Genomic DNA, 23286 nt, shown 5'->3' on the forward strand with positions numbered 1-23286 from the left:
ATGGAAAAAGGAGGTTACATTCGTGGCTCACGCACACACAGTTAAACGTCATACCGGCATCATGGATTGGCTGACGACCGTCGATCACAAGAAGATCGGGATCCTGTACCTGCTTGCAGGCGGATTCTTCTTCCTGATCGGTGGACTGGAAGCGATCCTGATCCGGATTCAGCTGGCCTACCCGGACCAGAAGATTTTTATCGGGGACACTTTTAATCAGTTAACGACGATGCACGGAACAACGATGATCTTCTTGGCGGCCATGCCCGCCATCTTCGGCTTCATGAATGCGATCGTACCGCTCCAAATCGGAGCGCGCGACGTAGCGTATCCATTCGTGAACGCCCTTGGTTTTTGGTTGTTCTTCTTCGGGGCTTGCTCCTCAACACCTCCTGGTTTTTAGGCGGTGCGCCGGATGCGGGCTGGACGGCTTACCCGCCGCTTTCCGGACTTGTCGATCCTACAGGGGCCTTTAAGGGCGTAGACTTTTACGTGCTGGGCTTACAGATCGCAGGTCTAGGTACCTTAATCGGCGGTATTAACTTTATCGTTACGATTATCAACATGCGCGCACCTGGTATGACTTACATGCGGATGCCGCTGTTTACCTGGACTGCTTTTATTACGTCCATCCTGATCTTGTTCGCGTTCCCTGCCATTACGGTAGGTTTGGTTGAATTGATGTTCGACCGCATTTTTGACGGGGCATTCTTCGATGTATCGAAGGGCGGTAACCCTGTACTGTGGGAGCATATCTTCTGGATCTTCGGTCATCCGGAGGTTTACATTCTGATTCTCCCTGCATTCGGTATGATCTCTGATATCGTATCTACGTTCTCCCGCAAGCGTCTGTTCGGTTACAGCTCCATGGTATTCGCTACAGCGCTTATCGGTTTCCTTGGCTTCATGGTTTGGGCTCACCATATGTTTACAACGGGTATCGGTCCGATCGGGGACGCCATATTCGGGGTAGCGACGATGGCGATCGCAGTACCTACTGGGGTGAAAGTATTTAACTGGCTGTTTACTCTGTGGGGCGGCCAAATCAAGTTTACAACAGCAAGTATTTTTGCGACAGCATTCATCCCGACATTCGTTATGGGTGGGGTAACAGGGGTTATGCTTGCCGTTCCTGCACTGACTTCCAATACCACGATACGTATTTCGTTGTAGCTCACTTCCACTATGTTATCGTCGGCGGCTTGGTGCTTGGTTTGTTCCTTGTTGCTTACTACTGGTGGCCTAAGATGTTCGGCCGTCTGCTGAGCGAAACACTCGGAAGAATTCATTTCTGGACCTTTTTCATTGGCTTCCATTTGACCTTCTTCCCGCAAAGACTTCCTCGGACTGATGGGTATGCCTCGCCGCGTATTCACTTACGAGCCGGGCGTCGGTTTGGAGCAAGGTAACTTTATTAGTACCATTGGTGCGATTTTGATGGGTATCGGTACGATTGCATTTATCATCAACATCATCGCTACGTCCCGCAAGCCGATGAATGCACCGAACGATCCATGGGATGCACGTACATTGGAGTGGACGATTTCTTCTCCTGCTCCTGAATATAACTTCAAGCAAACTCCGCTGGTTCGCGGCTTGGATGCTTTCTGGAAAGAAAAGATGGCCGGCAACAAAGAAATGACTCCGGCAGAGCCAATCGGCTCGATCCACATGCCATCGCCTTCGATCCTGCCGTTCTTTATGTCGGTTGGCTTGTTCATTTCGGGTTATGGCTTCATGTATCACCACTATGCTGTAAGTATTATCGGTATCGGCATCACCTTGATCTGTATGTTCCTTCGTTCCGTTTACGACGATCACGGCTGGCATATCGAACCGGAAGAGTTAAACGATGATAAGGGGGTTAAGGCATGAGTGCAAAGACATCACGAAGTAGGCGGTGCCCTGCCACCTCATCCGGAAACGGCAACCCTGGAAGGTAAGAATAAAGTTCTCGGCTTCTGGCTGTTCCTCGGCGGAGAATGCGTATTGTTCGGTACGCTGTTTGCATCGTTCGTGGCACTTCGTAACCAAGTGCCGGACGGTCCGACGGCTCAGCATTTGTTCCAGTTGGACATTGTTGCTTTGTCAACGTTTATCCTGCTTACGAGCTCCTTGACGAGTGTATTCGCCATCATGGCGATGCACCGCAATAATTTCAAGGCGCTTCAAGGCTGGATGGCGGTAACGATTGCTCTCGGACTTGCGTTCTTGGGTCTTGAGATTTATGAGTTCTATCACTATGTACATGAAGGTCACGGCTTTACGACCAGTGCCTTCTCGACTTCCTTCTATGCATTGGTCGGCTTCCATGGAGGCCACGTTGCTTTCGGTGTGCTTTGGATCGGTCTTCTGATCATTCAGGGCTTTAAGAAGGGGCTGACGGTCGTTACGGCTCCGAAGTATTATGTTGCGGCGCTTTACTGGCACTTTATCGACGTCGTGTGGGTATTCATCTTCACCGTCGTTTACTTGCTCGGAAAGGTGGGGCCGTAAGATGGCAGGACAACATTCATCTTCCGCTGGGAATGAGCGTCACCGGTTAGAAGGCCCTAAGAATCACTATTTGTCGTACATTATCTCGATCGTGCTTACGATGTTGGCCTTCGCAGTCGTTCTTTACGGCGGCTTGGATCGTTCCTTCATCATCCTCTTCTTGGTAGGTCTGGCAGTAGTGCAAGTTATTTTCCAGCTGGCCTACTGGATGCATATGAAGGAAAAAGGGCATTTGTGGCCGATCGTAGGTCTTCTGTTCGGAACGTTTATTGCAATGACGGCTCTGGCGACCGGTGTTTACTGGACATTCTGGTAGGATATGTGGGAGAGGCGGCTTTGATTAGAGAAGGCGCCTCTCTTTTGGATAAGTATGTAACAGAATTCACAAGTTAGACACAAGCGGAGAAGATGCTCCCTTGGATGAAAAAAAAGGTATAGAAAGGAGCGGCCACTCATCATGCTTACCCATCCGATCCACATCGCTCATGAAGAGCATGTGCAAGGCGCGGCGCCTTCGTTCGCTCAGCTGTGGAGTCCCGGTTTTTTGCTGGTGTTGGTTGTTCTCGGTATTTTGTACACGCTGTTTACAGGCTCTTGGAGGCATCGTATTGAAGGTTCGGAGCCCGTGGCGCAGAAGCATCGCCTGTATTTCTGGATTGGCTTGGCCTTCTGGTATCGCAGACGGAAGCCCGCTAGCGTACTACGGCCATCACTATTATTTCAGCATTCACATGCTTCAGCAATCGATGCTGTATTTGGTTATGCCGCCGCTTATCCTTCTGGCGACTCCAGGATGGCTGCGCAGGCAGGACTGCGCAATGCTGTTGTCGAGAAGGTGTTTCGCTTCATTACGAACCCGATCCTGGCCCTGTTTGTTTTTAACTTTGTATTTTCCGTATATCATGTCCCGATTGTGATGGACTATCTGATGGTGAACGGAACGGTTCATATGTTATATAAAGTGGTATTCCTTCTTGCCGCCTTCATGATGTGGTTCCCGGTATATACTCCAGCGCCACAATACGATCGATTGAGCGACATGAAGAAGCTTGCTTATATTTTCATCAACGGACTGTCGCTTACACCGGCTTGTGCCTTGATTATTTTCGCTAAGGATCCGTTGTATGCGATGTATGTGCGATTCCGGATCAGCTTCTGCTCTCTACGGTGAACGATCAGTCGTTTGGCGGCGTAATTATGAAAATCGTGCAGGAAATCGTTTACGGCTGGGCTCTCGGGTATATTTTCTACCGCTGGTATCGCCGCGAACGGAAGGATGAACTCTTTGCTGGACGCTCCTGAGAATTGGAACCGGGCATAAACTTAATAATTTGTCTATTAGGTGGGATTGTAATGAATTTACCTATACTGCCTACGATCAGTACAAGCTTCATTGTCATCAGCGCCGTATTCGTAGCTTTCGGCTGGTATCAGATTGTGAAGGGAAACCGGGAGACGCATCAGAAGCTAATGCTATGGGGAGCCTTCTTTGCCATTGCCTTCTTTCTCATCTATGCGAGCCGAACGGTATTCGTAGGAAATACATCGTTCGGGGGGCCGGAGAGCCTGAAGCTGGCCTATCATCTCTTCTTGTTTTTCCATATTACTCTAGCGACGGTTGCGCGGTTTTCGGAATTACAACCCTGATCTTCGCTTTCAACAAGAAGTTCGCAAAGCATAGACGTATCGGTAAAATCACGACGGTCGTCTGGTTGCTGACGGCGCCTACAGGAGTTGTGGTATATACGGTTGCTGTATGTGCTGTACCCTGGAGGAGCAACCAAGCCGGTGATCGATGCGATTCTCGGCACGTAAACCAGCATAAGAAAAGCAGTGAAGTCTCCAGCGGGGACCTCACTGCTTTTTTCGTAATGGCTACTTTAAATGCGCCTCCGAAAATGAATCGCTTCTCCCAATGCTTTCCGTCAATCGCATCGATTCGAACGCCTCCTGAGGCTTTGGAATAAGTGTGGAGGATCTTTCCATCCCCTATGTAAATGCCGGCATGCGTAATGCGTTGTCCGGACTTATCCGACGGATAGTTTGCCGGAGTCGCGGTATTCCATGAAGAACATCAGGTCGCCTGGCTTCAAATTAGACCAAGTCTTCGTCGTACGTCCGATTGATTTCACATAATCCCCTTGGGCCCGCGAATCGCTTGGGAGCGTAATGCCGGCACCATCCTTGAAGGCTTGTTTAATAAAATCGGAGCAGTCAAACGTCTTTGTCGTCGAACGGTCCGATCCGTATTCATAAGGCGTGCCGAGGTAGGCTTTGCCCGCGTTAATGATTTTCGTGCGAAGTGCCGACGTATCCGCAGGTCGCGTAGGTGTAACGCCGCCTGATAACACTTTCACATATTGGTCGCTAGTCGAGATGTAACCCACTTGACCGCGTGAGTCTTTGATTTTGTACCACCAGCTGTTTACCTTCTCAAGGATATCTACGTTCTCGCCGTCTTGGATATAGCGGATTCGGGTAGAGCCTGAATCCGGAGCCGTCCGGAAGCTGACACTGCTGACAATAACGGCATCTGCGGCGCGCTTACAGGATGAGCCAGCATAGCTTGAGAACCGAATGCAATCGTAGTAGCTAACAAGGCGATCGTCAATTGTTTTTTCATCATCATGATGTATTAGCCTCCAATAGTAGGTTATGATTTGACAAGGACGAAGACTCACTCCACAATGTGTGTAAGGACATCTGCGGAATGGAGAACGGACGAACAATGGATACGATAAATGTAGGACCCTTACTTTTAAAAAGAGACATGCTGGAATGGATCCTTGCGGCGCGGTTGGCTTTAGCTTGATGCGGCTAAGAATGAAAGGAACGGCAACAGGAGCGAGAATCGGCTCTCAGTCGCTTAACGCGCTGTTATGCGGCATTGTCGTTTGGAAAGGCTGACTTACTGCTCTTTAGCCCCATGGAGGTAATCCGGCGACCGATGTCACTGCTCTATTTTACCGGAGGAGCACGTGGAGCTTGGCTTGGAACGGCCGTTTGCTCTTGCCTATGTATATCGCGCAAGCGCGAAAGGAAGAGCGGACGAGCAGACCTCAATACATTGATTCGACATTATTCTTCATTTTGTGTGGGTACTCGACAAAATTGTTATTGGATGTTCTCTCGGGCGGCGAACACATGCTTCGTGACGGATTGATCGTTTTGTTAGCCGTTCTTGTTGGCGACCTTTGGCTACGTCAGGTCGCTCCAGGTCAGCTTAAGGGCGCCGCTCAGCTGGCTGTTATGTTCTTGGTCGGCAGTGCCTTGATCGTTTCGTTTGTCGCGAACCTGTGGGAAAAGCCGGATGCCTCACAGTCATCGGAAGCGGGCTATGGTCTCAATATCGGACAGCAGGCCCCGGATTTTGAGGTACAGAATTTGGAAGGGAAGCCCGTTAAGCTTTCCGATTACCGGGGAAAACCGTTGTGCTAAATTTCTGGGCCACTTGGTGCCCGCCATGTCGTGCGGAAATGCCCCATATGGAGCGATTCCACGAGCAGTACCATGACGATGTAGTGGTCTTGGGGATGAATGCGACGACAACGGAGGCCAGTCCGAATGTGGTTGAGGCTTGGGTCAAGGAGTGGGGACTTCAATTCCCGATTGTGCTGGATTCGCAGGGGAAGGTGATCGAGGCGTATCGGATTAACTCTTATCCGACTACCTATGTGATGGATGCGGAAGGAAAAGTCATTTATCGCTATCAGGGACCGATGAATTTTGATATGCTGAAGGAAGCGACGAGAAAATAAAACGTTTCAATGTTAGGAGAGATAACTTATGGTCAGCTACAGGGAGCTTATCTTGGCAGTACAATCGGTAAAGGAACGTCCGGAGGGCTTGGCTGGAGACGTACTCGATAAGGCGAGGCTTCAAGCCTTGCGAGAGGCGCCGCATCTGCAGGGGCTTGTAGGCGAAATTCATGAGGAAGCGGTTAAGGCTGGTCGGGAGCCGCGCCGGAGCTGACTTTTGGTGAGTTTCACAAATTTGCTTCCGTGGGGACCCGCAGGGACTATGAGAAGCCATATTTCGAACGAAGAGGACGATTGCTGGCTCTTGTGCTGGCGAGCTTGCTTGAAGATACGGACGCTTATATGGAAACATTGGAGAATGTCATCTGGGCGATCTGCGGCGAGTATGCTTGGGCTGTGCCCGCTCACTTGCCGTCGCGACTGGAGCAGGCCAGGACTGCTAGGTCGCCGATGTGGCAAGTCGTCGACCTGTTCGCGGCCGAAACAGCCCATGCACTGGCGGAAACGCTGTACCTGCTGGAGGACCGGTTGAACCCTTGGGTCGCCGACCGGATCCGGGAGGAGCTGGAGCGCAGGGTTTATCAGCCGTTATTTAACACACCGCATCATTTCCATTGGGAAGCGGTAACGAACAATTGGTCGGCCGTATGCGCAGGTGCGGTAGGGATGGCCGCTCTTTTGACTGTGGACAACCGGGAACGTTTGGCCGGAATGCTGGATCGAGTGGTTCGAGCCATGGAGAGCTTTCTTGCCGGTTATGGAGAGGACGGCTGTTGTCCCGAGGGCATCGGGTATTGGAGCTACGGGTTCGGCTATTACGTCTTCTTTGCAGAAATGCCGCATACATACACCGGGGGGAAATCGACCTGTCGCAAGGGGAGAAAATCCGGCGTATCGCAGAATTCCCTACAGGCATTGCCTTGACCTCGCCTCAGTTCGTTAATTTTTCCGACGCCTCGGAAAGTTATATCGTCAATCCCGGCATGTGGCCGGCTTACGAAGCGCCTAGGCGTAACGTCGCCACCGCTTAAGGGGGTAAGGTCGTTCCATCAGGATCATTGCTACCGTTGGCCGCATGACTGGTTAGAATGATCGTCTGGACGGACCCTGCTCACATAAGTGACACCGTTAAGGAAGGCAGTTATTACTATCCGGACACGGAGTGGCTCATTGATAAACGGAACATTCAAGGGCATTTCATCGCCTTCGCCGCAAAAGGGGGACATAACGATGAACCGCACAACCACAACGATCTGGGGCATTTTATCGTTCATGCAGGCGGAGACAATCTGTTGTCCGATCTGGGGGCAGGCTTGTACACGAAGGATTATTTCGGTCCCTTACGTTATACGCTGATCCATAATAGCGCAGAGGGACATTCCATTCCGCTGGTAAACGGGATCCCTCAGTCGGCGGGCGGCGCCTCGCGTGCCAAGGTGGCTGAGAACGAGGAAGCGGCGGGACGCCGAAGGTTCGGGCTAGAGCTGGGCGGAGCTTATCCGGAGGAGGCAGGGCTTCAAGCATTTCAAAGAAGCTTTGTCTGGAGCACCGACGCGTCGGCAGGCCAAGCCAGATTGGAACTTACAGACGCATTTCGGTTCGTCGGGGCGAATAATACGGTGGAGGAGCTGTTCATTAGCTTCTACGAGCCTTCGATCGAAGCAAACGGTAAGCGGATCGTATGGCGCGGGTCAGGCGGCGAGGCCAGCTTAGAGCTTGGTGCCATTCAGGGGGTCGCTTCTGTGGAACGCATCGAAACGACTAAGCATCTGGGAGAGCCCGTAAACGTGTATCGCACCCGGATTGTTGTTTCTGAGCTTGGAAGCGATGCGGAGCTGACGTTCTTATTGCGAGTTGAAGGAGGAGGGAAACCGGCTTGAACTCGGTGCCCAAGCTGTTGATTATCGGCGGAATCGTGATGATCGTGATCGGGCCGCTTTGGATGGTCGGGGGACGGTTCCTGAACCTGGGCAGGTCGCCGGGCGACATTGCCGTCGAGAAGGAAGGTTTCAAGTTTTATTTTCCGATCGTGACTTGTATCGTACTTAGCGTAGTGCTATCTCTGGTGATGTATGTGATTCGCTGGTTTATGCGGTAACTTCCGGTTGGTGAATGCCGTGATGCGGAATCGGCCACAATAGGAGATATTGCCCAAATGAGGTGAAGATCCGAATGAAGATCGAGACGCAGGACTACCGCATCGCGCGGCTTATGGATGATCCGCAAGCCGTTGCGGCTATTCAGGAGGCGGAAGAGAAAATTGCCAAGCTGTCCGGGCATGACGTCACTCTGATCGCTTATTCCCGTACAGCGGAGGAAGGCGAAGCGTAAGAAGGAAAAGGAACCCGTTCTGACGGCCAAGGTCAGCGGGTTCCTTTTGCTTATCGTTCGTCGCTATCCATTCTAGCGAATGAATCATGACCGGCCCTCATCGGGTTGGGGAATGTCGTCCCACGTCCGCCCTTCGCCGTTAAACTGGGGGAGCCATGGGGCCAGCGCGTCGAACATCTCATCACACATACGCCATACCTCCTCCGTGGTGCAAACCGCCGCAGTGAGAGGGTCATGCAAAGACGGCTTGCTTCACCAGCTCGCGGTTGCCCGTCAGCGCCGCTTCCACAGCCATCTCCTGCACACTGATGCTGACGCGGCACGTAGCGGTCGCGACCAGCGGCGACTTGCCGATGAAGGTCGGCTGAATCCCGTTCCGGTCCACATAACAAGGAATCTCGATTGTGCAATCGTTCGGAAGATTCGTAATAAGCCCCTGATTTTCGATATTAAAATGCCCCCGGTACACTCGCCCTGTCTCCAGTGCCTCCAAAATGTAAGAGCCATGCTCCTCCGAGCGCTGGCCGAGCTTGATGAATTCCTTCTCGCCGCTGAGCCACTTCGGATAATCCTCCTTGTACTCGTCGCCGCGCTCGAGACAATGCTCCAGGTACCCCCGGTTTTTCCTCCGATCCATACGTCAGGATAGATCCACTTGCCGATTTCTTCTTTACGCTTTCGATACCACGGCAGGTATTCGCTTAAATGTCCGTTCGACTCGGTAGAGAAGTACCCGAACCTTCTGAGCACATCAATTCTGCACGGCTCCCAGCGTGAGATATCCGGGTGCTCCGCTCCATGGCCGGTAAAATCTCCTCCAGCACACTTCGGCCATGATGGGATACCTGCACGAACCAGGTTTGATGATTAATGCCCGCGGCGGTAAAATCCAGCTCCTGCTTAGGAATACCCAGTGCCTTCGCAATCAGGGAATGGCTATGCTGTACGCCGTGACATAAACCGATGATCTTCACGCCGCCTGCACGGCGAACGGCCCATGTATTCATCGCCATCGGGTTCGAGTAATTCAGCGCCAGCCGCATTCGGCGCCAGCTCGCGCATGTCCCTTGCAATGTCCAGCAAAGACAGGAATGGTGCGCAGGGCGAAGAAGACGCCGCCGGGGCCGAGAGTGTCGCCGACACACTGATCGACACCGTAGCGAAGCGGAATTTCAATGTCATGCCGGAATGCCTCCAGCCCGCCGACCCGAGCCGTACAGAAGACGTAGTCAGCCCCGGCGATCGCTTCCCGTTGGTGTAAGGTTGCTGTGATGGTGGCCGGCAAATCGTTGTCGGCGATCATTTTTCGACAGAGGTTCGTCACCATGCTCAGATTTTCTTCATGGATGTCCATGAGACGGAATTGCGCATCCCGAAATTCTTCCACCGCGAGAATGTCCATCAATAAGCGCCGAGTGAAGCCGATGTCGCCTGCACCGATCATAGCGATTTTTAGCATGAGTATAAGCCCTCCAAACCAAGAAATGAAGTTCTCTGAATTGACATGTCATTCCGGATACCTTCATAATAAAGCAAGAGCACGAGGGCGGACAATGATAACATATTTGCGAAAGGATGCGACAATATTGCTGTATCCACATGAGAGCTGTGAGCGAACCAGCTTCGGCTTTAAGTACATAAGCGAAGCCGGATTACCCATGCGGCTGATCAATATCGGCTGGGATCGCGTGAATCGAAGCGACTACCGTTGGCACGGGCAAAAGCGCGGCGGCGGGTATGCCGTCTTTCAATATACCTTGTCCGGCAGAGGGATGTTCCGGGACGGATCTTCGCTTTACGCCTTGCCTAAGGGAACCGGCTTTTTGACCGTCATACCGGGGGATCAGGAGTATTATTTTCCGGAGGGCGGGGAGGAGTGGGAGTTTCTTTACGTGGTGGTAACGGGCAAGGATGCGCTGAATCACTCTTTTCGCGAGCTGATGCGGAAGATGGGTCCGGTAATTGCCTTCAAAGAGCATGAAGAACCGATTCTCGCGCTTAGCAGGCTGTACTCCGAAATCGCCGGCAACCCGCGACTGGATAAATATACGATTTCAACGCGGCTGTATGAGTGGATGATGGGCTTGCATAGATTGGCGGAGGGCAGGGATATCGTACGCGCTCCGGAGGAGCTGCCTGCGTCGATTCGGGCGGCTGTGAAGCTGATGAAGTCTTCTTACCGGGAGGACCTGTCCATTGATCAGCTGGCCTTGGCGACCGGGCTAACCAAATTCCACTTTTGCCGGCAGTTTCTGAAGAAAACGGGCTTAAAGCCCAATCAATACTTGCGCAAGGTAAGGGTGGAGGGGGCTGACCTGGCCGCGGCACACAGAGCAAACGGTGGAGTCGATCGCGGCGGAGACGGGATTCGGGTATGCGAATTATTTTAGCAAGGTATTTCGCTCGTTCGTGGGAGTGACGCCGCTTGAATACCGTATGGGGAAGAAGGTCGATCCCGTCTATTTTCTTAGAATCGAACAATAACACCCAAGCCAATTCGGTATTTGGAAATAATATGGAAGAGGGTTGATATTCAGAAGCGACCTGCTGATCATTGATTCAGACGGGAGGTGAAGCCGTGCAAGCAATCAGCCCGATTCATGCAGAAGCCATATCCCCGTATATCGGGAGACAGGTCTGCGCCGTGCTCCATGATGGAAGTCGCATTTATGGAACCATCACCGGTGTTGACGGCGGACATTTCTTTGCTGGGAGGAGCTACGCAAGGAGCCTACACACTCTCTACGAACGAAAAAAGGCCAAGTCCCAAATCATCAATCGGAACAAGGCGAAGGCAAAAACGAAAGCGTTCGGGTATCCATTTGGCGGAGCGTATGCTCTTAGTTTAGCGCTGATTTCATTGCTCTTTTTGGTTCCTTTCTTCTGGGTATAATCGTATCAGAACGGCATGAAGCCGGCCTGGCTAATCCGAACCTGTTCCTTGGCAAAGCGGCGCTTGAGTCGCTCCATGACGCGCAAATAGGCGGAAGGATCATACCAGTCCGCGCGTTAAGCGACTGGTATATCGGTTGAAGGCCGAGTCGCGCAGTACGCTTGCCGAGGCTTCCGTCACCCATGAAGTAATCGTCAAGGCAGATGCGGCGCACTCCCGTGTCCGCTAACCGGTCCGCGAAGGCATCACTGCTCGGCGTGACGGAGAGACGGCGACCTGTGCCGGAATGCCGGCATCACATAGCTGACGCAGGGCACGCTTGACCGGGCCGGGATCGGCGGGCGACCGGAGAGAAAGCCTTACGCACTTCCTCAAGGTCCGTTTCAATGGTCATGCTGACCCGGACACCGCTTCCTAGTCAGCCGCAAAGACGTCTATATCACGCACGGCCAGCGGGGAGCGGGTCTGCACAAGCACGAAATCAGGGCGAACCTCCAGCATTGTTTCCAGCAAGGAGCGTGTGAGCATCGTGCGATACTCGATCGGTTGATACGGATCGGTGGCGGACGACAGGAAGATCGTGATCGGTCCGCCTTTCTTCCGCTCACGAACCAGCTCTTTATGCGCTTGGCGGCGCCCCTCCTTCACATCAACCCACGTTCCCCAAGGGGCCGGACGGAATTTTGCCACCGGCATTTCTCTGACATAACAATAGGAGCAAGCGAAGGCGCGCGCCGGTATAGGGGTTTAAGGTATGCGTATATCCTGCGAGGTACCCGGAAGCCGGATTGAGTAGCCTTGATGGGGTAGTGAAGGCTATGAAGGGCTTCATAAACAATTTCTCCTTTGCTCATCTAGGCGGTGCTGGTTCGTGCCAAACCAAAAGACCGGTGCATTTCCCTTCCAGGGAAACCACCGGTCTTCATAATTATTCGGAATGATTGGCAGGCATCGCTTCAGGGGAGGTCAGTCTATCGTAGAACTCTACGAATTTGTCACGGTCCTCGCCGGCGCGAAGCGCCATGGCGGCACGCGGGTGGTCGTTCAGTACGCCCGCAACCATGTAAGGAATAATGTAGCCCCACTCCCACTTCTCACGCATAGTGATCATATGCTTTTCGATAATTTCAAGCACCGGACGCAGATCGTACTTCGGATTTTTCAGGTAGCTCACGAGCGCCTCCGTAGGACAGTTGCCTGCCGCACGGCCCATGCCGTATACGGAAGTGTCCAGGAACTGTACGCCCTTATTGGCACCCATGATCGTGTTGGAGAAGGCGAGCCGCATGTTGTTGTGCATGTGCAGGCCGAGTCGCTTCTCAGGCAGTAAACGCTGGAACTTCGCCGCGAGGTAATCGATATCCTTGTAATCCATCTTTGCCGTAGGAGTCAACGATGTACACTACATCCACCGGGCTTTTGTTGATTTCCTCGAAGGCTTCGTTCAGGTCGTTCTCCATGACATGGGAAAGCGCCATAATGTTGATCGTGGTTTCGTAGCCGTAGTCATGGAACTTCTGTACCAGATCAAGGGCCTTGTCCACATCCTTAATGTAGGTCGCCACGCGAATCAGGTCCAGCTGGCTCTGCTCGCGAGGGAGAATATCCTTCTCATCCACGCGTCCGATATCGACCAGTGCGGAAAGCTTCGTATCGGTCTTCTGCGAGATAACCTCTTTCAGGAAGTCCTCATTCAGGAAGCGCCATGGGCCCGCATCGGCACCCTTGAGCGACTTGGCGGAGTTTTTATAGCCGATCTCCATATATTCAACGCCGGCGGCGCTAAGTCCGTAATACATATCCTTTACGAATTGCACGCTGAAATCCCAGTTGTTAACCAAACCTCCGTCGCGGATGGTGCAGTCTAGAATTTTGTGTTGAACGTCTCTAGTCATCTTGAATTGCTCCTCTCCAAGTGTAAACTGCTTTCGTGCTTTTAAGCAGTAAAGGATTCATAATATATCCATTACTATTGCATAATATTGGCTTTCTGTCAATGATAACAAATTCAAGACCGCCTGACAAACCCGCCCGACCAATGCCCTATAATGAAAAAAAAGGATTCCGGGATTCTTTGTGGAAGTACCATGTACCCAAAGATGAGGAGACAACGGCATGCTGAAATACAATCTATGCTTTCTGAAAAAAGGAAATCAAGTGCTGATGCTGAACCGGGCTAAGGCACCTTTGCTAGGCATATGGAATGGGGTCGGGGGAAGCTGGAGTCGGGAGAGACTCCGGAGGAATCCATGCGTCGGGAAATCAGGGAAGAGACAGGGCTGGAAGCGCCGGAGACATTGCGCTTCACGGGCACTGTAACGTGGGATGTGGACGGAAGCTACACAGGGGGCATGTATGTGTATGTGGCTGAGGTCCCCGAGGATACGGCGCGGCAAGCACCGCTGGATACGGAGGAGGGCATTCTCGCCTGGAAATCGATCGATTGGGTGTGCGACGCGGAGAATCGGGGCGTGGCCGTTCATGTGAAGTTTTTTCTGCCTTCGATGCTCAAGGGAGGGGAGCCGATGGAATATCGATGCGCCTTCCAGGGAGATCGGCTACTGGGGGTTGAGCCAAGACCGCTCCACCTCCAAACCAGCGAAAAAGCCTGAGACCAAGCCTCAGGCTTTTTCGCATTATTTCAACAGTGTAAACCCGCCGATCAGCGGCGCGGTTTGGTATAGCCGTTCAGTGCGTTCAGGATACCGATGATCGTCAGCACCAGGAGCCCCAGGTTAGCCAGAGGAACCAGGAACAGGCCAAGGAACGGAATCAAGCCGAGCACGACATTGGAGGCAATAGCGGTAAGCGGCAAAAGACAAGGCCCTGATTGGCGTGATACATGGCGAACCGGGAATCTTTGGCGGCAAGAAGCGGGATGAAGAAGAGAAGGTAAGCTACGGCGGCGACCAGCTTGTTTTTCTCAGCGTCGGCTTTGGACTCGGGATCTACCGTCATACAGACACCTCATTTCATACAGAATGGGTAGGGGGACACGAACAAGGATGACGGTACATCCTATGCGGGACTAAGCTAGGTTATGCAAGGATGCCGTCTCTTCGGAGGGATAAACTTCCTGCTAAGGGGCAATCTAATCCTTAGACGTGAAATGTTTAACAGAGAGGACGAATCGCCGATGAGCAAGACACCGATTTTTTTGAATTTGAAACACGGGATGAGGCGAATATGGCGGCCGGTACCCTGGAGGAGCTCGGCTACGGTGTCGGTCTTCATGACGACGCCGAGAAGTCGACCCTCCACGTAATCGTCGACGGATCGGATCTGACCTCGGCACTTGAAATTGCACAAGCCCATGGAGGACGACTAGTCGAGCATCCCGGCACTCTGTCCGAGCCTGCAACCTTTGCCATGGCTTACGACGAGCAGGAGATGATCCCGATTCCGGCGCATTTGGTGAATGAGGATTGGCAGGACGATCAGGTCCAAGCTCCCGATTACGTTATGAAAGACCGAGGCTCCTATAATGATACGGATCATGAGGATCCGTTCGACCCGTCTCTCGCGACAAGTACGATCACTTCGATCCGGGAATTCACGTGTGATCCACGGATGGTTTTCTCATCAGCGGCGGTGCTCTGTTAGTAGTTACGGAGCACTGCTTCTTTTTCGCGGGAGTCATCAGGCAGGTCGGTACGTTATGTGAGTAATAGCTTGGAGGGAAGATAAGTTTGGAAACCTATGACGAGTTAAAAGAGGGCGAGAAGGGAGCATGGACTAGCATCGCCGCCTATCTTCTCTTAGTTGCTGTCAAGATCGGTACAGGCTTCTACACCGGCTCGGAGGCGCTTACCGCCGACGGGGTGAACAATACTACGGATATTCTTGTATCCGTAGCAGTACTGATCGGGCTTCGAATCTCGCGCAAGCCGCCGGATCTCGATCATCCCTACGGGCACATGCGGGCTCAGACCATCGCTACGTTGGTGGCCTCCTTCGTGATGGCTACGGCGGGCATTCAGGTCGTCATTGAAGCCGGGCGGCTTCTTCGAGGCGAATCGCCCCGTACCCGATATGCTTGCCGCTTGGGTCGCCATAGCCTGTGCCGCCGTCATGTGGGGCGTTTACTTATATAACAGCCGGTTGGCGAAGCGCATCAATAACCAAGCGCTGGCCGCGGCGGCGCAAGACAATCGCTCCGATGCGTTCGTCAGCATCGGTGCGGCCGTCGGGATCGTCGGAGCAAGCTTCGGGATCGGCTGGCTGGATCCGGTCTGCGGCGTTTGCCGTCGGCTTGATTATTTGCAAGACGGCCTGGGGTATTTTCACGGAGGCGACGCATATGCTGTCCGACGGCTTCGACGAGCAGAAGCTCCGGGTGTTCAGCAAAACCGTGAAGGAAACGCCGGGCGTAAAGCGAATCAAGGATATTCGCGCCCGCGCCCACGGCAATAACGTCCTTCTGGATGTGGTGGTCGAGGTAAGCAGGGAGCTTAGTGTAGAGCAAAGTCATGATATCAGCGACGATATTGAGAAGAGAATGATGGAGCAAAGATGCGGTAGAAAGTGTGCATGTGCATGTGGAGCCCTGCTCCCGTGACACGTAGCGTCGCCGGTGAAGAAAGGCCTGTTACCCAAGCGGTTAGCTGAGGGGAACAGGCCTTTCTAGGCAGGGGGAGAAGCTTCCAGGGGAAACCGGCAGGTGAAGGTGGTTCCGCCGCCCGGCTCGGAATCGACGCGGATCTGGAACCGGTGGCGCTCCGCTATCGCCAAACAAGTAGCCAATCCGAGTCCGGTGCCGGTCGGCTTGGTCGTATAGAAAGGCTCGAAGATGCGGCTTAGTGCTGTTCGTCCATGCCGACCCCAGTGTCCGCTATACGCATTTCGACACTGTTCTCGCGGCGGCTTGTAGCAATGGTAAGGATACCTCCCTCTTCCATCGCGTGCATGCCGTTGGAGGCCAAATTCAGAATCAGTCGCTTAATCTCCTTCACATCTAACGGAATCTCCGGAAGGCCTTCCTCCAGAGATAGCCTAAGCGTCATCCCCTTCAGGTTGGCATCCGCCGAGAGAAGAGGCGCAAGGGATTCAATCAATTCGTTCAGTCTGCCGCTTTTCAACAACCTCCTTATCATCCTGCCTGGCGAGCGACAGATAGTCGGAAATAATATTGTTGGCGCGGTCCAGCTCGGATAGGATAATGTCGAAGTAATGGTCTTTGCGCCTCTCGCTTTTTTCTCGAAGCACTTGTAGAAAGCCACGCATGACGGCAAGCGGATTACGGATCTCGTGGGTGATGCCGGCGCAAGCTGACCGACCAAATTCAGCCGCTCCCGCTCGCTCCATTCCTTCTTGAGCCGCTCCCACTCCGTAATGTCCTGATAGATGCCGACAGCCCCGGTAATGGTGGAGCCGTCCAGGCTGTATAAGGGATACGTGTGGACCATAAAGGTCATGCCCTTGTAGGTCGTCTGAACCTCGCGATACGTTTCCCCGCGCAAAGACCGGGAGAGCTTTACTTCCTCCGGAGGATTCCCGTTCTTGCGATAGAGCTCATTCACATCCATGCCGATCAGCTCGTCCTTCTCCCATTTGGAAAAATACGTTGCCGCTTTCATTGATAACGGTGATTCTCCCTTGGCTGTCTACAGCCATGACGGAAAGGGGGAGCGAATTCAGCAAGGTTTTCTGCATAGCCGATTGCACCTGATATTTTTGCGACCATTCCTGGGCTTGGCGATACAGCCTCTCGTCCTCCGTAACATCCTCAAGGTAGGCGGCGGCTCCGACAATATCCCCTGAGTCGGGATTCATAATAGGCGCGCGCTCACTAGATAGACGCGGCCGGCAGACGTATGCGACTTTACTTTATTTATGGCAACCGCTTGGCGCAATGCCGTGGTAATCGGAATCTCCGCGGAAGTATAGCCTGCGGTCCGGAGCATTTCGTAAACGTCTTGCCCGATACGCACCTCCAGCCCCGTCAACTCATGCAGAAGTTGCTGTCCGCTGTCATTCATGTAGATCAGCTGATGGGAGCGGTTTATAGCAAAAATAGCGCAAGGAATCCCATTTGCACCATCCAATCAAGCCCGGATCGGGACAGGGTCCGCCTTCGGGACGGCCGCCACGGCATAGACGAGCAGGGCGCCTGCACACCAAGAGAGAAGAAGGACCGTCCAGCGAAAGGCAGACGACGTTTCGGGCCACAGGAGAAGCATCCCCTGACTGATCAGGAGGAACAACATAACATAAACATACCGATTGCTCATGACTGGGACCTACTTTCAAGTAGCGGCTCTCCGCTCTGATTCGTGCGACTTCATGCCCTGCATCGGGCCTTGCTTTTCCTTAGGCAAGAAAGGCCGATTCGGAACGTACCCACTCCGCGGCGCTTTTGCCGGCGGTATATCCGGTTGTGAAAGTTTGCCGTAATATTATACCCCCCGGTATACCCATGAATGTCCAAAATTTCGCCGCAAAAATACAACCCCTGCATTAACCTCGACTGCATGGTCTTCGGCTCGATTTCCTTCAGATGAACGCCTCCGCCTGTCACGAACGCCTCTTCGATGGAAAGTGTTCCTGCGATCTGAAGAGGAAATGCCTTCAGCAACTGAGCCAGCTGGAGCCATGGTCGCTTCGGAATGTTATCGAAGGTGATGTGCTCGGGCGACCCCGATTTCTTAAGCAGAATAGGGATCATGCGCTCCGGGACCAGGCCCTTGAGCACATTCTTGATCGCCTTCTTCGGCTCTTGTCTTGCAAGGGACATGGAGTCCTCGAATACTTCATCCGCCGTCCGGTCAGGGAACAGATCGATCGTGATTTTGACGGTAGGCACCTCAAATTGCTTTTTGATCTTATGGATGAATTGGTCGCAGCGAAGCGCCGTCGGACCGGAGACGCCAAAATGGGTAAAGAGCAAATCGCCTTCATGCTCCACGACCTTTTTCCCTTTGGGATTCCACACGGAGACGACGATGTCCCGACGAGAGACCTTGAAGCTCCTTGGATTGAATGAATGCCTCCCTTGAGACAAGAGGCACCTCCGTCGGATATAACTCCGTGATCGTGTGGCCGGCGTCCTCCGCCCAAGCATAGCCGTCCCCGGTGGATCCGGTATGAGGCACCGATTTGCCTCCGGAAGCAATGATGACGGCTCGGCTTTTCAAGCGTTCGCCGTTCTTCAGCTCCACTCCGGACGTTTGTCCGTCCTGATAGAGAACGCGCTTCACGGCGGCATTCACACGCATCGTGACGCCTTGGCTTCGCGCCTTGTTGATCAGAGCCTCGACAACCGTCTTGGCCTTGTCGGAAGCTGGGAACATACGTCCCCGATCCTCCTCCTTCAAAGCAATCCCCATTTGTTCAAAAAAAGCGATAATATCCCGATTGCTGAAATTGGCAAAGGCGCTGTACAGAAACCGGCCGTTGCCCGGAATGTTCTTGATGATTTCCTCAAATTCTTTATTATTGGTCACATTGCACCGCCCGCCGCCCGAGATGCCGAGCTTGCGTCCGAGTTTATCTCCCTTATCGATAAGAAGCACCTTCGCGCCATGAGCGCTGGCCGCAATACCGGCCATAAGCCCCGACGGCCCTCCTCCGATGACGATCACATCATATAGCATAAATTCACCTTTTCCCGCTTGAGTCAAATTGATTATATTGCCAGTGTAACCAAAATGAAAATAAAACAAAAGACATATCTTAAGCGTCCGAATTTGGCAGGCTGTGCGACCGATTTTGACAAACATCGTAGTATTCTTTGTTGTATAATGGAACCTGTCGCATTTTTCCTTTGGGTATTATTTCCGGATGAGGGGTGACAACATCTATGCTAAGCGATCGGAAAATAGGGGATTCCTACGGCAGATTGGATCAACTGAGCGGCGCATGCACGACTTAGCGAGCCGGCATTTGCACCTGGTTACTTCACTGACACAGAACGCCGCGACATTAAAACAGACGTGTGATACGGTTCAGATGAACCGCAAACAAATGCGTTCGCTATGGGGACAGCTGAGAGCCAAGCGAACGTCCAAAGGGTAAGGGGAGGCTGACCGGGGTCGGCTGTTTTTTCCTTTTGGCCCCCATTGGAAATGTTACTGAAGATGAAGTAATATGTCTTATATGAATGGTTTCGACAAATATAGGCAGGAATGGCTATTTGAAATCAAGAGGTGATCCGATGAGCGGAAGAGCAAAATACACGGCCGCAGTATCCCTAGGCGTGATGGGGGCAGGGTTTGCCGCAACGCGCTTTTACCGGGAATCCTTGGGCTGACCTTCCTTCATAGCGGCTTTGAAGCCGGACTTGTCGGCGGACTGGCGGACTGGTTCGCCGTAACGGCTTTATTCCGCCATCCGCTGGGGCTTCCTATCCCGCATACTGCGCTGGCGCTGAAGAATAGGGACCGGGTAACGAAAGCCTTCGTATCGACGATTGAGAACGATCTGCTCAGCAAGGAAAGCATCATGAATAAGCTGACCGAGTGGCGCATCGTCTCACGGGTATTGGTCACGCTGAGAAGCAGTTATATTCGGATGAAGTGAAGAACGCGCTCCAGATGATTAGTGAGCGGTTAGTCGAGCAAATTCCGGTGGAGCAGGCGGTGGCCTTCGCGGAGAGCGAAATTCGCACCAAGCTGGAAACGCTGGATACCCGCAAGGCAATTGAGTTCGTCATGGAGCAGGTCCTTGCGAAGGAATATGACGAAAAGGCTTTTGATTTCGTCTTGGATGTAGCGGAGCAATTCGTCTTCCGGGACGAGACGCGGGATCGTCTTGGCGCGATGGCCTCCCAGGCGATCGGTCAAATGCAAACGGGCGGGTTTATGGGCTTCGCGCTGAATGCCTTCGCCGGCTTCCTCAGCGAGGACAAGCTGGGCTCCATGATTCAGCAGTTCATTCTTAAGGCGCTCATGGATCTGCGAAGACAAGGGGACAGCAACCGCAGGGCCATACTGCATGCGGTACGCGGGAAGTCTGCAGCAGATCTCGGAGGATCCGGAGCCGCTGGAGACGATTGGCGAGTGGAAGGAAAAACTGCTCGGCGAATGGAATTTGAACGAGCAATTGCACAGCCTTGCCATGCATTTGAAGGAAAAGGCTCTGGAATGGATCCGACGACGATTTTCGGCTTTCGTTCTGCCGCCGCTGGAGCGGATCGCAGAAGCTCCAGGAAGATGAGTCGCTATTAGAGCGGATGGAGGCTTACGTACGTGCGCGGCTTGCTCGATGGGTGGAGGCTAACCATCACAAAATCGGCGTGCTCATTCAAGAGAACGTCGAGCGTTTCGATAACGAAACCTTAATCCATCTGATGGAGGACAAGGTAGGCAAGGATCTGCAGTGGATCCGGGTGAACGGGGCCATCTGCGGCTTCCTGATCGGGTGCCGCTCGAAGGGATTCGCTGGCTGGTGTAGAACTCACAAATTGGAAACGCAGGAGAAGGGAAGTCTATTAGGCTTCCCTTGCTCCTGCGTTTTTTGTTGCTCCTTCAGCGACACGGCAGGGCCGTTACCCTTATATGCCAGTCCTTCCAGCAATCCTACAGCGGCGGGCTATCCGCTCCAAGCCATACTAAATCCTACCCTAGTTAGGATAAAGGAGGGCGGAGCATGAAACGAAAAAGCTATGTTTGGATCGGGGCGGGTGCCCTTACGGCGGTACTGCTGGGAATAGGAATACTCGCTTCAGATGACAGCAAGGAGCCGCTTCAAAAGATCTCGCAAAGCAGTCCGTTGAACCTGCTTCCTCATGCCGAGAAACCATCTGAGCCGGTCCCTATCGTTTCCACCCCAACGCCTTCATCAGCCCCTGATGCCCGAATGGAGGCAAATCGGCGAAGAGACATTAGAAATCTCTGTAGAGAGCCCTAGCAACCCGCCTGCCACCGACAAAAGGGCTTATTTGACCTTCGATGACGGTCCGTCCCGAAGCACGCCCCAAATTCTCGAGGTGCTCAAGGAACATAACGTGAAAGCCACCTTTTTCGTCGTGGGAAAGACCTCTGAGGAAAGCAAATCGCTTTATAGGCAAATTGCAAAAGAGGGACACGCGATCGGGAATCATACTTACAGTCATGATTACCGCAAGGTGTACGCATCGGCGTTTTGCATTCAAGCAGGATGTTGAGCGCCTGAACGATCTGTCGCAAGAAACAGTCGGCGTTCGCCCCGACATCTTAAGGTTTCCAGGCGGCTCCAACAATCATTTATCGAGAAAAAGCGGCGGTCGTCAGATCATGCCGAATATTGCCCGGGAAATGTCGAATGCTGGATACCAATACTTTGATTGGAATGTCAGCTCTACGGATGCGGCGACTCCCGTTCAAGAAAAGGAGCTCATTATTCACTCAGTAAAGGCCAATAGTGACGGCAAAAAGGACATCATCGTTCTCATGCATGATATGGATGCGAAGCGGACCACCGTTGAGGCATTACCTTCGGTTATCCGCTATTTAAAGGAGCAGGGCTATGAATTCCGGACCCTGAAGCGGGACAGCTTTACTTACCAATTTTTAAAACCATGACCGTTCGGTAATTTCCTGCCATATTTCACATACTAAGGAGCAGAAGGGAGTGAGCTGACCATGGTCAAGAATCAGTCCAACAGCTCTGTTGAGCAAGCCAAGAAAGCTCGCGAGAACGGGCAAACGAACAGCCCGGATCCGACAAGCGCGGCGTTCGACAAAAAGCTGGACGGCCCTAATCGTCCTGCGGAGTAACGATCGCCATCATCCGAGGAGGTTCTCATGAAAGACAAGAAGAATACGCAAACCTATGAGAACGTAGAAACAAACATTGAGTATAACGAGAAGAACGATCCGGCCCTCGATCCGTTCGAGATTAACTTTCGTGCAGAGTATCAGCAAGACCGCGGGCCTCGGGAGCCGTTCGTCAACGAGCACGGCGTTCTGATCGGCGACCATGATTATGAATCGGACAATTCCCCGCTGGAGAATTGGAGCAAGGAGACGGATCCTTCTATCATGTCGGGAGACGACTGGGTGCACCCTTACAAGGATGTAGGCTTCCAGACAGCCGAGAACAAGGAATTGTTCGAACAAGGGATTCCTCCGCAGGGTTATCCTTTTATGCATCCGGATAAGGATGTTGCTTACAAGCCGTATCTATTCGAGAGTCAAGAAGGGGATCCCGATGTCAAGAAGAAAGACACGAAGCGCGGACGTCCTTAGGGCCTCCGCCCCTTCTTCTGCAGAAAAGAGGCGCTTGCTTTCATTCCCTCCCGATGTATAATAAGGTCGTAAGGATACTTACTATACCGATATGTTGAAAAAGGAGTGAATGGAAGCATGTCTATGTCCTTTGAGGCATTCATGAGAAATAGTGTTCAACCGATGCGCGATGAGCTTACCCGTCTTGGTATCGAAGAGCTGACTACACCGGAGCAAGTGGAGGAAGCGCTCAGCAATCAAGAGGGGACGGCGCTCATCGTTGTCAACTCGGTTTGCGGCTGTGCCGCCGGTCAATGCCGTCCGGGCGTAGCCAAGGCGCCGCAGAACGATGTGAAGCCCGACCGCCTGTACACCGTGTTCGCAGGCCAGGATAAAGAAGCTACAGCGAAGGCACGCGAATATTTCGCTCCGTACCCGCCGTCGTCGCCTTCCATCGCTTTGATGAAGGACGGTCAGCTGGTGCATTTCATCCAGCGTCATCAGGTGGAGGATCGCTCTGCAGAGATGATCGCCGCCGATTTGATCGGCGCTTTTAACGAATACTGCAAATAACCGCAGTCCCCGGACTCCTGCCGACTTAGCGCGGCGGGAGTTTTTGTATTGTAACGTACGGGGCTGGACGGTTATACTAAATAGAAAAATG

37 protein-coding genes and 9 pseudogenes are annotated in these 23286 nt (G+C 52.8%); 30 read left to right on the top strand and 16 right to left on the bottom strand.

The window, feature by feature from the left end; genetic code table 11:
* Window positions 1-61 precede the first annotated feature (61 nt).
* From RAC89_RS13820 to RAC89_RS13845, 7 genes and pseudogenes are all read left to right on the top strand, one after another.
* Window positions 62-1409, top strand: a pseudogene (locus tag RAC89_RS13820) (cbb3-type cytochrome c oxidase subunit I).
* Window positions 1357-1875: a hypothetical protein gene (locus tag RAC89_RS31670; RefSeq protein ID WP_373429925.1), complete on the top strand. Its 519-nt coding sequence runs from the start codon at window positions 1357-1359 to the stop codon at window positions 1873-1875. Before RAC89_RS13820 ends, RAC89_RS31670 begins: the two are co-directional and overlap by 53 nt.
* Complete coding sequence (locus tag RAC89_RS13825; protein WP_306614147.1) at window positions 1876-2496, top strand: cytochrome (ubi)quinol oxidase subunit III; 621 nt, start codon at window positions 1876-1878, stop codon at window positions 2494-2496.
* Between the two features lies 1 nt (window position 2497).
* Window positions 2498-2812 (top strand): cytochrome C oxidase subunit IV family protein, encoded by a 315-nt coding sequence (locus tag RAC89_RS13830; protein WP_306614148.1) that lies wholly within the window; start codon window positions 2498-2500, stop codon window positions 2810-2812.
* Window positions 2813-2953: 141 nt separating this feature from the next.
* Entirely contained in the window at window positions 2954-3667 is a 714-nt protein-coding gene (locus tag RAC89_RS13835; protein WP_306614150.1) for a cytochrome c oxidase assembly protein, read from the top strand.
* Window positions 3664-3798, top strand: coding sequence for a cytochrome c oxidase assembly protein (locus RAC89_RS13840; RefSeq protein WP_306614151.1), 135 nt, complete (start codon window positions 3664-3666; stop codon window positions 3796-3798). Before RAC89_RS13835 ends, RAC89_RS13840 begins: the two co-directional genes overlap by 4 nt.
* 51 nt (window positions 3799-3849) lie before the next feature.
* Window positions 3850-4311, top strand: a pseudogene (locus tag RAC89_RS13845) (DUF420 domain-containing protein).
* Window positions 4312-4405: 94 nt separating this feature from the next.
* On the opposite strand, the pseudogene RAC89_RS13850 reads toward RAC89_RS13845, so the two are convergent.
* The 3 genes and pseudogenes from RAC89_RS13850 to RAC89_RS13860 form a co-directional block, all read right to left on the bottom strand.
* A pseudogene (locus RAC89_RS13850) lies at window positions 4406-4510 on the bottom strand (NlpC/P60 family protein); the annotation flags it as partial.
* 13 nt (window positions 4511-4523) lie between these two features.
* The gene (locus RAC89_RS13855; protein ID WP_306616095.1) at window positions 4524-5021 is read right to left on the bottom strand and encodes a C40 family peptidase; all 498 of its coding nucleotides are present in this window, start codon (window positions 5019-5021) and stop codon (window positions 4524-4526) included.
* Complete coding sequence (locus RAC89_RS13860; protein ID WP_306616174.1) at window positions 4940-5125, bottom strand: hypothetical protein; 186 nt, start codon at window positions 5123-5125, stop codon at window positions 4940-4942. The genes RAC89_RS13855 and RAC89_RS13860 overlap by 82 nt, the downstream gene beginning before the upstream one ends.
* A 356-nt stretch (window positions 5126-5481) precedes the next feature.
* Between RAC89_RS13860 and RAC89_RS31675 the strand changes: the two genes are divergently transcribed.
* The 7 genes from RAC89_RS31675 to RAC89_RS13890 all read left to right on the top strand — a co-directional run bounded on the left by RAC89_RS31675 (window position 5482) and on the right by RAC89_RS13890 (window position 8585).
* Entirely contained in the window at window positions 5482-5934 is a 453-nt protein-coding gene (locus RAC89_RS31675) for a redoxin domain-containing protein (protein ID WP_373429926.1), read from the top strand.
* A complete protein-coding gene (locus tag RAC89_RS31680; RefSeq protein ID WP_373429927.1) occupies window positions 5928-6254 on the top strand; it encodes a TlpA family protein disulfide reductase in 327 nt (108 codons plus the stop codon). The genes RAC89_RS31675 and RAC89_RS31680 overlap by 7 nt, the downstream gene beginning before the upstream one ends.
* A 28-nt stretch (window positions 6255-6282) precedes the next feature.
* Complete coding sequence (locus RAC89_RS13870; protein ID WP_306614152.1) at window positions 6283-6468, top strand: hypothetical protein; 186 nt, start codon at window positions 6283-6285, stop codon at window positions 6466-6468.
* Between the two features lie 29 nt (window positions 6469-6497).
* On the top strand, window positions 6498-7178 hold the full coding sequence (locus RAC89_RS13875; protein WP_306614153.1) for a hypothetical protein: 681 nt from the start codon (window positions 6498-6500) through the stop codon (window positions 7176-7178).
* Window positions 7179-7342: 164 nt separating this feature from the next.
* Window positions 7343-8134: a heparinase II/III family protein gene (locus tag RAC89_RS13880; RefSeq protein ID WP_306614154.1), complete on the top strand. Its 792-nt coding sequence runs from the start codon at window positions 7343-7345 to the stop codon at window positions 8132-8134.
* Entirely contained in the window at window positions 8131-8352 is a 222-nt protein-coding gene (locus tag RAC89_RS13885) for a DUF2905 domain-containing protein (RefSeq protein WP_306614155.1), read from the top strand. The genes RAC89_RS13880 and RAC89_RS13885 overlap by 4 nt, the downstream gene beginning before the upstream one ends.
* A gap of 74 nt (window positions 8353-8426) precedes the next feature.
* Complete coding sequence (locus tag RAC89_RS13890; protein WP_284643665.1) at window positions 8427-8585, top strand: hypothetical protein; 159 nt, start codon at window positions 8427-8429, stop codon at window positions 8583-8585.
* Window positions 8586-8817: 232 nt separating this feature from the next.
* On the opposite strand, the gene RAC89_RS13895 is transcribed toward RAC89_RS13890, so the two are convergent.
* From RAC89_RS13895 to RAC89_RS13905, 3 genes are all read right to left on the bottom strand, one after another.
* Window positions 8818-9222, bottom strand: a complete 405-nt coding sequence (locus RAC89_RS13895) for a family 4 glycosyl hydrolase (protein ID WP_306614158.1) — start codon at window positions 9220-9222, stop codon at window positions 8818-8820.
* A gap of 64 nt (window positions 9223-9286) precedes the next feature.
* Window positions 9287-9628, bottom strand: coding sequence for a family 4 glycosyl hydrolase (locus tag RAC89_RS13900; RefSeq protein ID WP_306614160.1), 342 nt, complete (start codon window positions 9626-9628; stop codon window positions 9287-9289).
* Entirely contained in the window at window positions 9613-10044 is a 432-nt protein-coding gene (locus RAC89_RS13905; protein WP_306614161.1) for a family 4 glycosyl hydrolase, read from the bottom strand. Before RAC89_RS13905 ends, RAC89_RS13900 begins: the two co-directional genes overlap by 16 nt.
* A gap of 127 nt (window positions 10045-10171) precedes the next feature.
* Here RAC89_RS13905 and RAC89_RS13910 point away from each other — a divergent pair, with 127 nt between their 5' ends.
* From RAC89_RS13910 to RAC89_RS13915, 3 genes are all read left to right on the top strand, one after another.
* A complete protein-coding gene (locus RAC89_RS13910) occupies window positions 10172-10975 on the top strand; it encodes an AraC family transcriptional regulator (RefSeq protein ID WP_306614162.1) in 804 nt (267 codons plus the stop codon).
* Window positions 10926-11069 carry an AraC family transcriptional regulator gene (locus RAC89_RS31685; RefSeq protein ID WP_373429928.1) on the top strand — a complete coding sequence of 48 codons (144 nt, stop codon included), beginning with the start codon at window positions 10926-10928 and terminating at the stop codon, window positions 11067-11069. Before RAC89_RS13910 ends, RAC89_RS31685 begins: the two co-directional genes overlap by 50 nt.
* 94 nt (window positions 11070-11163) lie before the next feature.
* The gene (locus tag RAC89_RS13915; protein WP_306614164.1) at window positions 11164-11478 is read left to right on the top strand and encodes a hypothetical protein; all 315 of its coding nucleotides are present in this window, start codon (window positions 11164-11166) and stop codon (window positions 11476-11478) included.
* A 5-nt stretch (window positions 11479-11483) separates the two neighbouring features.
* On the opposite strand, the pseudogene RAC89_RS13920 reads toward RAC89_RS13915, so the two are convergent.
* Both RAC89_RS13920 and RAC89_RS13925 read right to left on the bottom strand, forming a co-directional pair.
* Window positions 11484-12310, bottom strand: a pseudogene (locus RAC89_RS13920) (radical SAM protein).
* Between the two features lie 96 nt (window positions 12311-12406).
* Window positions 12407-13373, bottom strand: a pseudogene (locus tag RAC89_RS13925) (aldolase catalytic domain-containing protein).
* Between the two features lie 303 nt (window positions 13374-13676).
* Between RAC89_RS13925 and RAC89_RS13930 the strand changes: the two are divergent.
* The gene (locus RAC89_RS13930; protein ID WP_306614165.1) at window positions 13677-14090 is read left to right on the top strand and encodes an NUDIX domain-containing protein; all 414 of its coding nucleotides are present in this window, start codon (window positions 13677-13679) and stop codon (window positions 14088-14090) included.
* 24 nt (window positions 14091-14114) lie between these two features.
* On the opposite strand, the pseudogene RAC89_RS13935 reads toward RAC89_RS13930, so the two are convergent.
* Window positions 14115-14391, bottom strand: a pseudogene (locus RAC89_RS13935) (magnetosome magnetite crystal formation protein family).
* Here RAC89_RS13935 and RAC89_RS13940 point away from each other — a divergent pair.
* The 3 genes and pseudogenes from RAC89_RS13940 (at window position 14314) to RAC89_RS13950 (ending at window position 16043) form a co-directional block, all read left to right on the top strand.
* A complete protein-coding gene (locus RAC89_RS13940) occupies window positions 14314-14487 on the top strand; it encodes a hypothetical protein (RefSeq protein ID WP_306616175.1) in 174 nt (57 codons plus the stop codon). The pseudogene RAC89_RS13935 and the gene RAC89_RS13940 sit on opposite strands and share 78 nt — an antisense overlap.
* A 177-nt stretch (window positions 14488-14664) precedes the next feature.
* Window positions 14665-15081 carry a hypothetical protein gene (locus tag RAC89_RS13945; protein WP_306614166.1) on the top strand — a complete coding sequence of 139 codons (417 nt, stop codon included), beginning with the start codon at window positions 14665-14667 and terminating at the stop codon, window positions 15079-15081.
* An 86-nt stretch (window positions 15082-15167) separates the two neighbouring features.
* Window positions 15168-16043: pseudogene (locus tag RAC89_RS13950) on the top strand (cation diffusion facilitator family transporter).
* A gap of 58 nt (window positions 16044-16101) precedes the next feature.
* On the opposite strand, the gene RAC89_RS31690 reads toward RAC89_RS13950, so the two are convergent.
* From RAC89_RS31690 to RAC89_RS13975, 7 genes and pseudogenes are all read right to left on the bottom strand, one after another.
* Window positions 16102-16221: a hypothetical protein gene (locus RAC89_RS31690; RefSeq protein WP_373429929.1), complete on the bottom strand. Its 120-nt coding sequence runs from the start codon at window positions 16219-16221 to the stop codon at window positions 16102-16104.
* A 53-nt stretch (window positions 16222-16274) separates the two neighbouring features.
* Complete coding sequence (locus RAC89_RS31695) at window positions 16275-16556, bottom strand: ATP-binding protein (RefSeq protein ID WP_373429931.1); 282 nt, start codon at window positions 16554-16556, stop codon at window positions 16275-16277.
* Window positions 16525-16782: a histidine kinase dimerization/phospho-acceptor domain-containing protein gene (locus RAC89_RS31700; protein ID WP_373429932.1), complete on the bottom strand. Its 258-nt coding sequence runs from the start codon at window positions 16780-16782 to the stop codon at window positions 16525-16527. The genes RAC89_RS31695 and RAC89_RS31700 overlap by 32 nt, the downstream gene beginning before the upstream one ends.
* Before the next feature lie 207 nt (window positions 16783-16989).
* Entirely contained in the window at window positions 16990-17250 is a 261-nt protein-coding gene (locus tag RAC89_RS13960) for a hypothetical protein (RefSeq protein WP_306614168.1), read from the bottom strand.
* A complete protein-coding gene (locus tag RAC89_RS13965) occupies window positions 17247-17522 on the bottom strand; it encodes a hypothetical protein (RefSeq protein ID WP_306614170.1) in 276 nt (91 codons plus the stop codon). The genes RAC89_RS13960 and RAC89_RS13965 overlap by 4 nt, the downstream gene beginning before the upstream one ends.
* Window positions 17523-17708, bottom strand: coding sequence for a hypothetical protein (locus RAC89_RS13970; protein ID WP_306614172.1), 186 nt, complete (start codon window positions 17706-17708; stop codon window positions 17523-17525).
* A gap of 79 nt (window positions 17709-17787) precedes the next feature.
* Window positions 17788-19070 (bottom strand): annotated as a pseudogene (locus RAC89_RS13975) (BaiN/RdsA family NAD(P)/FAD-dependent oxidoreductase).
* A 265-nt stretch (window positions 19071-19335) separates the two neighbouring features.
* On the opposite strand from RAC89_RS13975, the gene RAC89_RS13980 reads away from it, so the two are divergent.
* The 9 genes and pseudogenes from RAC89_RS13980 (at window position 19336) to RAC89_RS14025 (ending at window position 23195) form a co-directional block, all read left to right on the top strand.
* Window positions 19336-19491 carry a hypothetical protein gene (locus RAC89_RS13980; protein ID WP_306614174.1) on the top strand — a complete coding sequence of 52 codons (156 nt, stop codon included), beginning with the start codon at window positions 19336-19338 and terminating at the stop codon, window positions 19489-19491.
* 276 nt (window positions 19492-19767) lie between these two features.
* A pseudogene (locus RAC89_RS13990) lies at window positions 19768-20642 on the top strand (DUF445 family protein).
* 5 nt (window positions 20643-20647) lie between these two features.
* Window positions 20648-21067 (top strand): DUF445 family protein, encoded by a 420-nt coding sequence (locus RAC89_RS13995; RefSeq protein WP_306614178.1) that lies wholly within the window; start codon window positions 20648-20650, stop codon window positions 21065-21067.
* Window positions 21064-21324, top strand: coding sequence for a hypothetical protein (locus RAC89_RS14000; protein ID WP_306616176.1), 261 nt, complete (start codon window positions 21064-21066; stop codon window positions 21322-21324). The genes RAC89_RS13995 and RAC89_RS14000 overlap by 4 nt, the downstream gene beginning before the upstream one ends.
* A complete protein-coding gene (locus tag RAC89_RS14005) occupies window positions 21266-21580 on the top strand; it encodes a polysaccharide deacetylase family protein (protein ID WP_306616096.1) in 315 nt (104 codons plus the stop codon). Before RAC89_RS14000 ends, RAC89_RS14005 begins: the two co-directional genes overlap by 59 nt.
* Window positions 21528-21977 carry a polysaccharide deacetylase family protein gene (locus tag RAC89_RS14010; protein ID WP_306614179.1) on the top strand — a complete coding sequence of 150 codons (450 nt, stop codon included), beginning with the start codon at window positions 21528-21530 and terminating at the stop codon, window positions 21975-21977. The genes RAC89_RS14005 and RAC89_RS14010 overlap by 53 nt, the downstream gene beginning before the upstream one ends.
* 60 nt (window positions 21978-22037) lie before the next feature.
* On the top strand, window positions 22038-22172 hold the full coding sequence (locus RAC89_RS14015) for a hypothetical protein (protein WP_306614181.1): 135 nt from the start codon (window positions 22038-22040) through the stop codon (window positions 22170-22172).
* A 27-nt stretch (window positions 22173-22199) separates the two neighbouring features.
* Window positions 22200-22643, top strand: coding sequence for a DUF3905 domain-containing protein (locus tag RAC89_RS14020; protein ID WP_306614182.1), 444 nt, complete (start codon window positions 22200-22202; stop codon window positions 22641-22643).
* A 117-nt stretch (window positions 22644-22760) separates the two neighbouring features.
* On the top strand, window positions 22761-23195 hold the full coding sequence (locus tag RAC89_RS14025) for a BrxA/BrxB family bacilliredoxin (RefSeq protein ID WP_306614183.1): 435 nt from the start codon (window positions 22761-22763) through the stop codon (window positions 23193-23195).
* Window positions 23196-23286: the final 91 nt, after the last annotated feature.

Origin of the sequence: Paenibacillus sp. GD4, assembly GCF_030846225.1 — a bacterium.
GTDB lineage: Bacteria > Bacillota > Bacilli > Paenibacillales > NBRC-103111 > Paenibacillus_G > Paenibacillus_G silviterrae.

Excerpts from the sequence above, each read along its gene's own strand:
- RAC89_RS14015 (WP_306614181.1), top strand. The coding sequence starts at position 22,038 with ATGGTCAAGAATCAGTCCAACAGCTCTGTTGAGCAAGCCAAGAAAGCT.
- RAC89_RS14020 (WP_306614182.1), top strand. The coding sequence starts at position 22,200 with ATGAAAGACAAGAAGAATACGCAAACCTATGAGAACGTAGAAACAAAC.
- RAC89_RS13860 (WP_306616174.1), bottom strand. The coding sequence starts at position 5,125 with ATGATGATGAAAAAACAATTGACGATCGCCTTGTTAGCTACTACGATT.
- RAC89_RS13900 (WP_306614160.1), bottom strand. The coding sequence starts at position 9,628 with ATGCGGCTGGCGCTGAATTACTCGAACCCGATGGCGATGAATACATGG.
- RAC89_RS31700 (WP_373429932.1), bottom strand. The coding sequence starts at position 16,782 with ATGGAGCGAGCGGGAGCGGCTGAATTTGGTCGGTCAGCTTGCGCCGGC.
- RAC89_RS13905 (WP_306614161.1), bottom strand. The coding sequence starts at position 10,044 with ATGCTAAAAATCGCTATGATCGGTGCAGGCGACATCGGCTTCACTCGG.
- RAC89_RS13895 (WP_306614158.1), bottom strand. The coding sequence starts at position 9,222 with ATGGATCGGAGGAAAAACCGGGGGTACCTGGAGCATTGTCTCGAGCGC.
- RAC89_RS13890 (WP_284643665.1), top strand. The coding sequence starts at position 8,427 with ATGAAGATCGAGACGCAGGACTACCGCATCGCGCGGCTTATGGATGAT.
- RAC89_RS13980 (WP_306614174.1), top strand. The coding sequence starts at position 19,336 with ATGCACGACTTAGCGAGCCGGCATTTGCACCTGGTTACTTCACTGACA.
- RAC89_RS31670 (WP_373429925.1), top strand. The coding sequence starts at position 1,357 with ATGCCTCGCCGCGTATTCACTTACGAGCCGGGCGTCGGTTTGGAGCAA.
- RAC89_RS13830 (WP_306614148.1), top strand. The coding sequence starts at position 2,498 with ATGGCAGGACAACATTCATCTTCCGCTGGGAATGAGCGTCACCGGTTA.
- RAC89_RS13960 (WP_306614168.1), bottom strand. The coding sequence starts at position 17,250 with ATGAATCCCGACTCAGGGGATATTGTCGGAGCCGCCGCCTACCTTGAG.
- RAC89_RS14005 (WP_306616096.1), top strand. The coding sequence starts at position 21,266 with ATGCCCGAATGGAGGCAAATCGGCGAAGAGACATTAGAAATCTCTGTA.
- RAC89_RS13970 (WP_306614172.1), bottom strand. The coding sequence starts at position 17,708 with ATGAGCAATCGGTATGTTTATGTTATGTTGTTCCTCCTGATCAGTCAG.
- RAC89_RS13930 (WP_306614165.1), top strand. The coding sequence starts at position 13,677 with ATGGAATGGGGTCGGGGGAAGCTGGAGTCGGGAGAGACTCCGGAGGAA.
- RAC89_RS13945 (WP_306614166.1), top strand. The coding sequence starts at position 14,665 with ATGGCGGCCGGTACCCTGGAGGAGCTCGGCTACGGTGTCGGTCTTCAT.
- RAC89_RS13835 (WP_306614150.1), top strand. The coding sequence starts at position 2,954 with ATGCTTACCCATCCGATCCACATCGCTCATGAAGAGCATGTGCAAGGC.
- RAC89_RS14000 (WP_306616176.1), top strand. The coding sequence starts at position 21,064 with ATGAAACGAAAAAGCTATGTTTGGATCGGGGCGGGTGCCCTTACGGCG.
- RAC89_RS13995 (WP_306614178.1), top strand. The coding sequence starts at position 20,648 with ATGGAGGCTTACGTACGTGCGCGGCTTGCTCGATGGGTGGAGGCTAAC.
- RAC89_RS14010 (WP_306614179.1), top strand. The coding sequence starts at position 21,528 with ATGATTACCGCAAGGTGTACGCATCGGCGTTTTGCATTCAAGCAGGAT.
- RAC89_RS13880 (WP_306614154.1), top strand. The coding sequence starts at position 7,343 with ATGATCGTCTGGACGGACCCTGCTCACATAAGTGACACCGTTAAGGAA.
- RAC89_RS14025 (WP_306614183.1), top strand. The coding sequence starts at position 22,761 with ATGTCTATGTCCTTTGAGGCATTCATGAGAAATAGTGTTCAACCGATG.
- RAC89_RS13870 (WP_306614152.1), top strand. The coding sequence starts at position 6,283 with ATGGTCAGCTACAGGGAGCTTATCTTGGCAGTACAATCGGTAAAGGAA.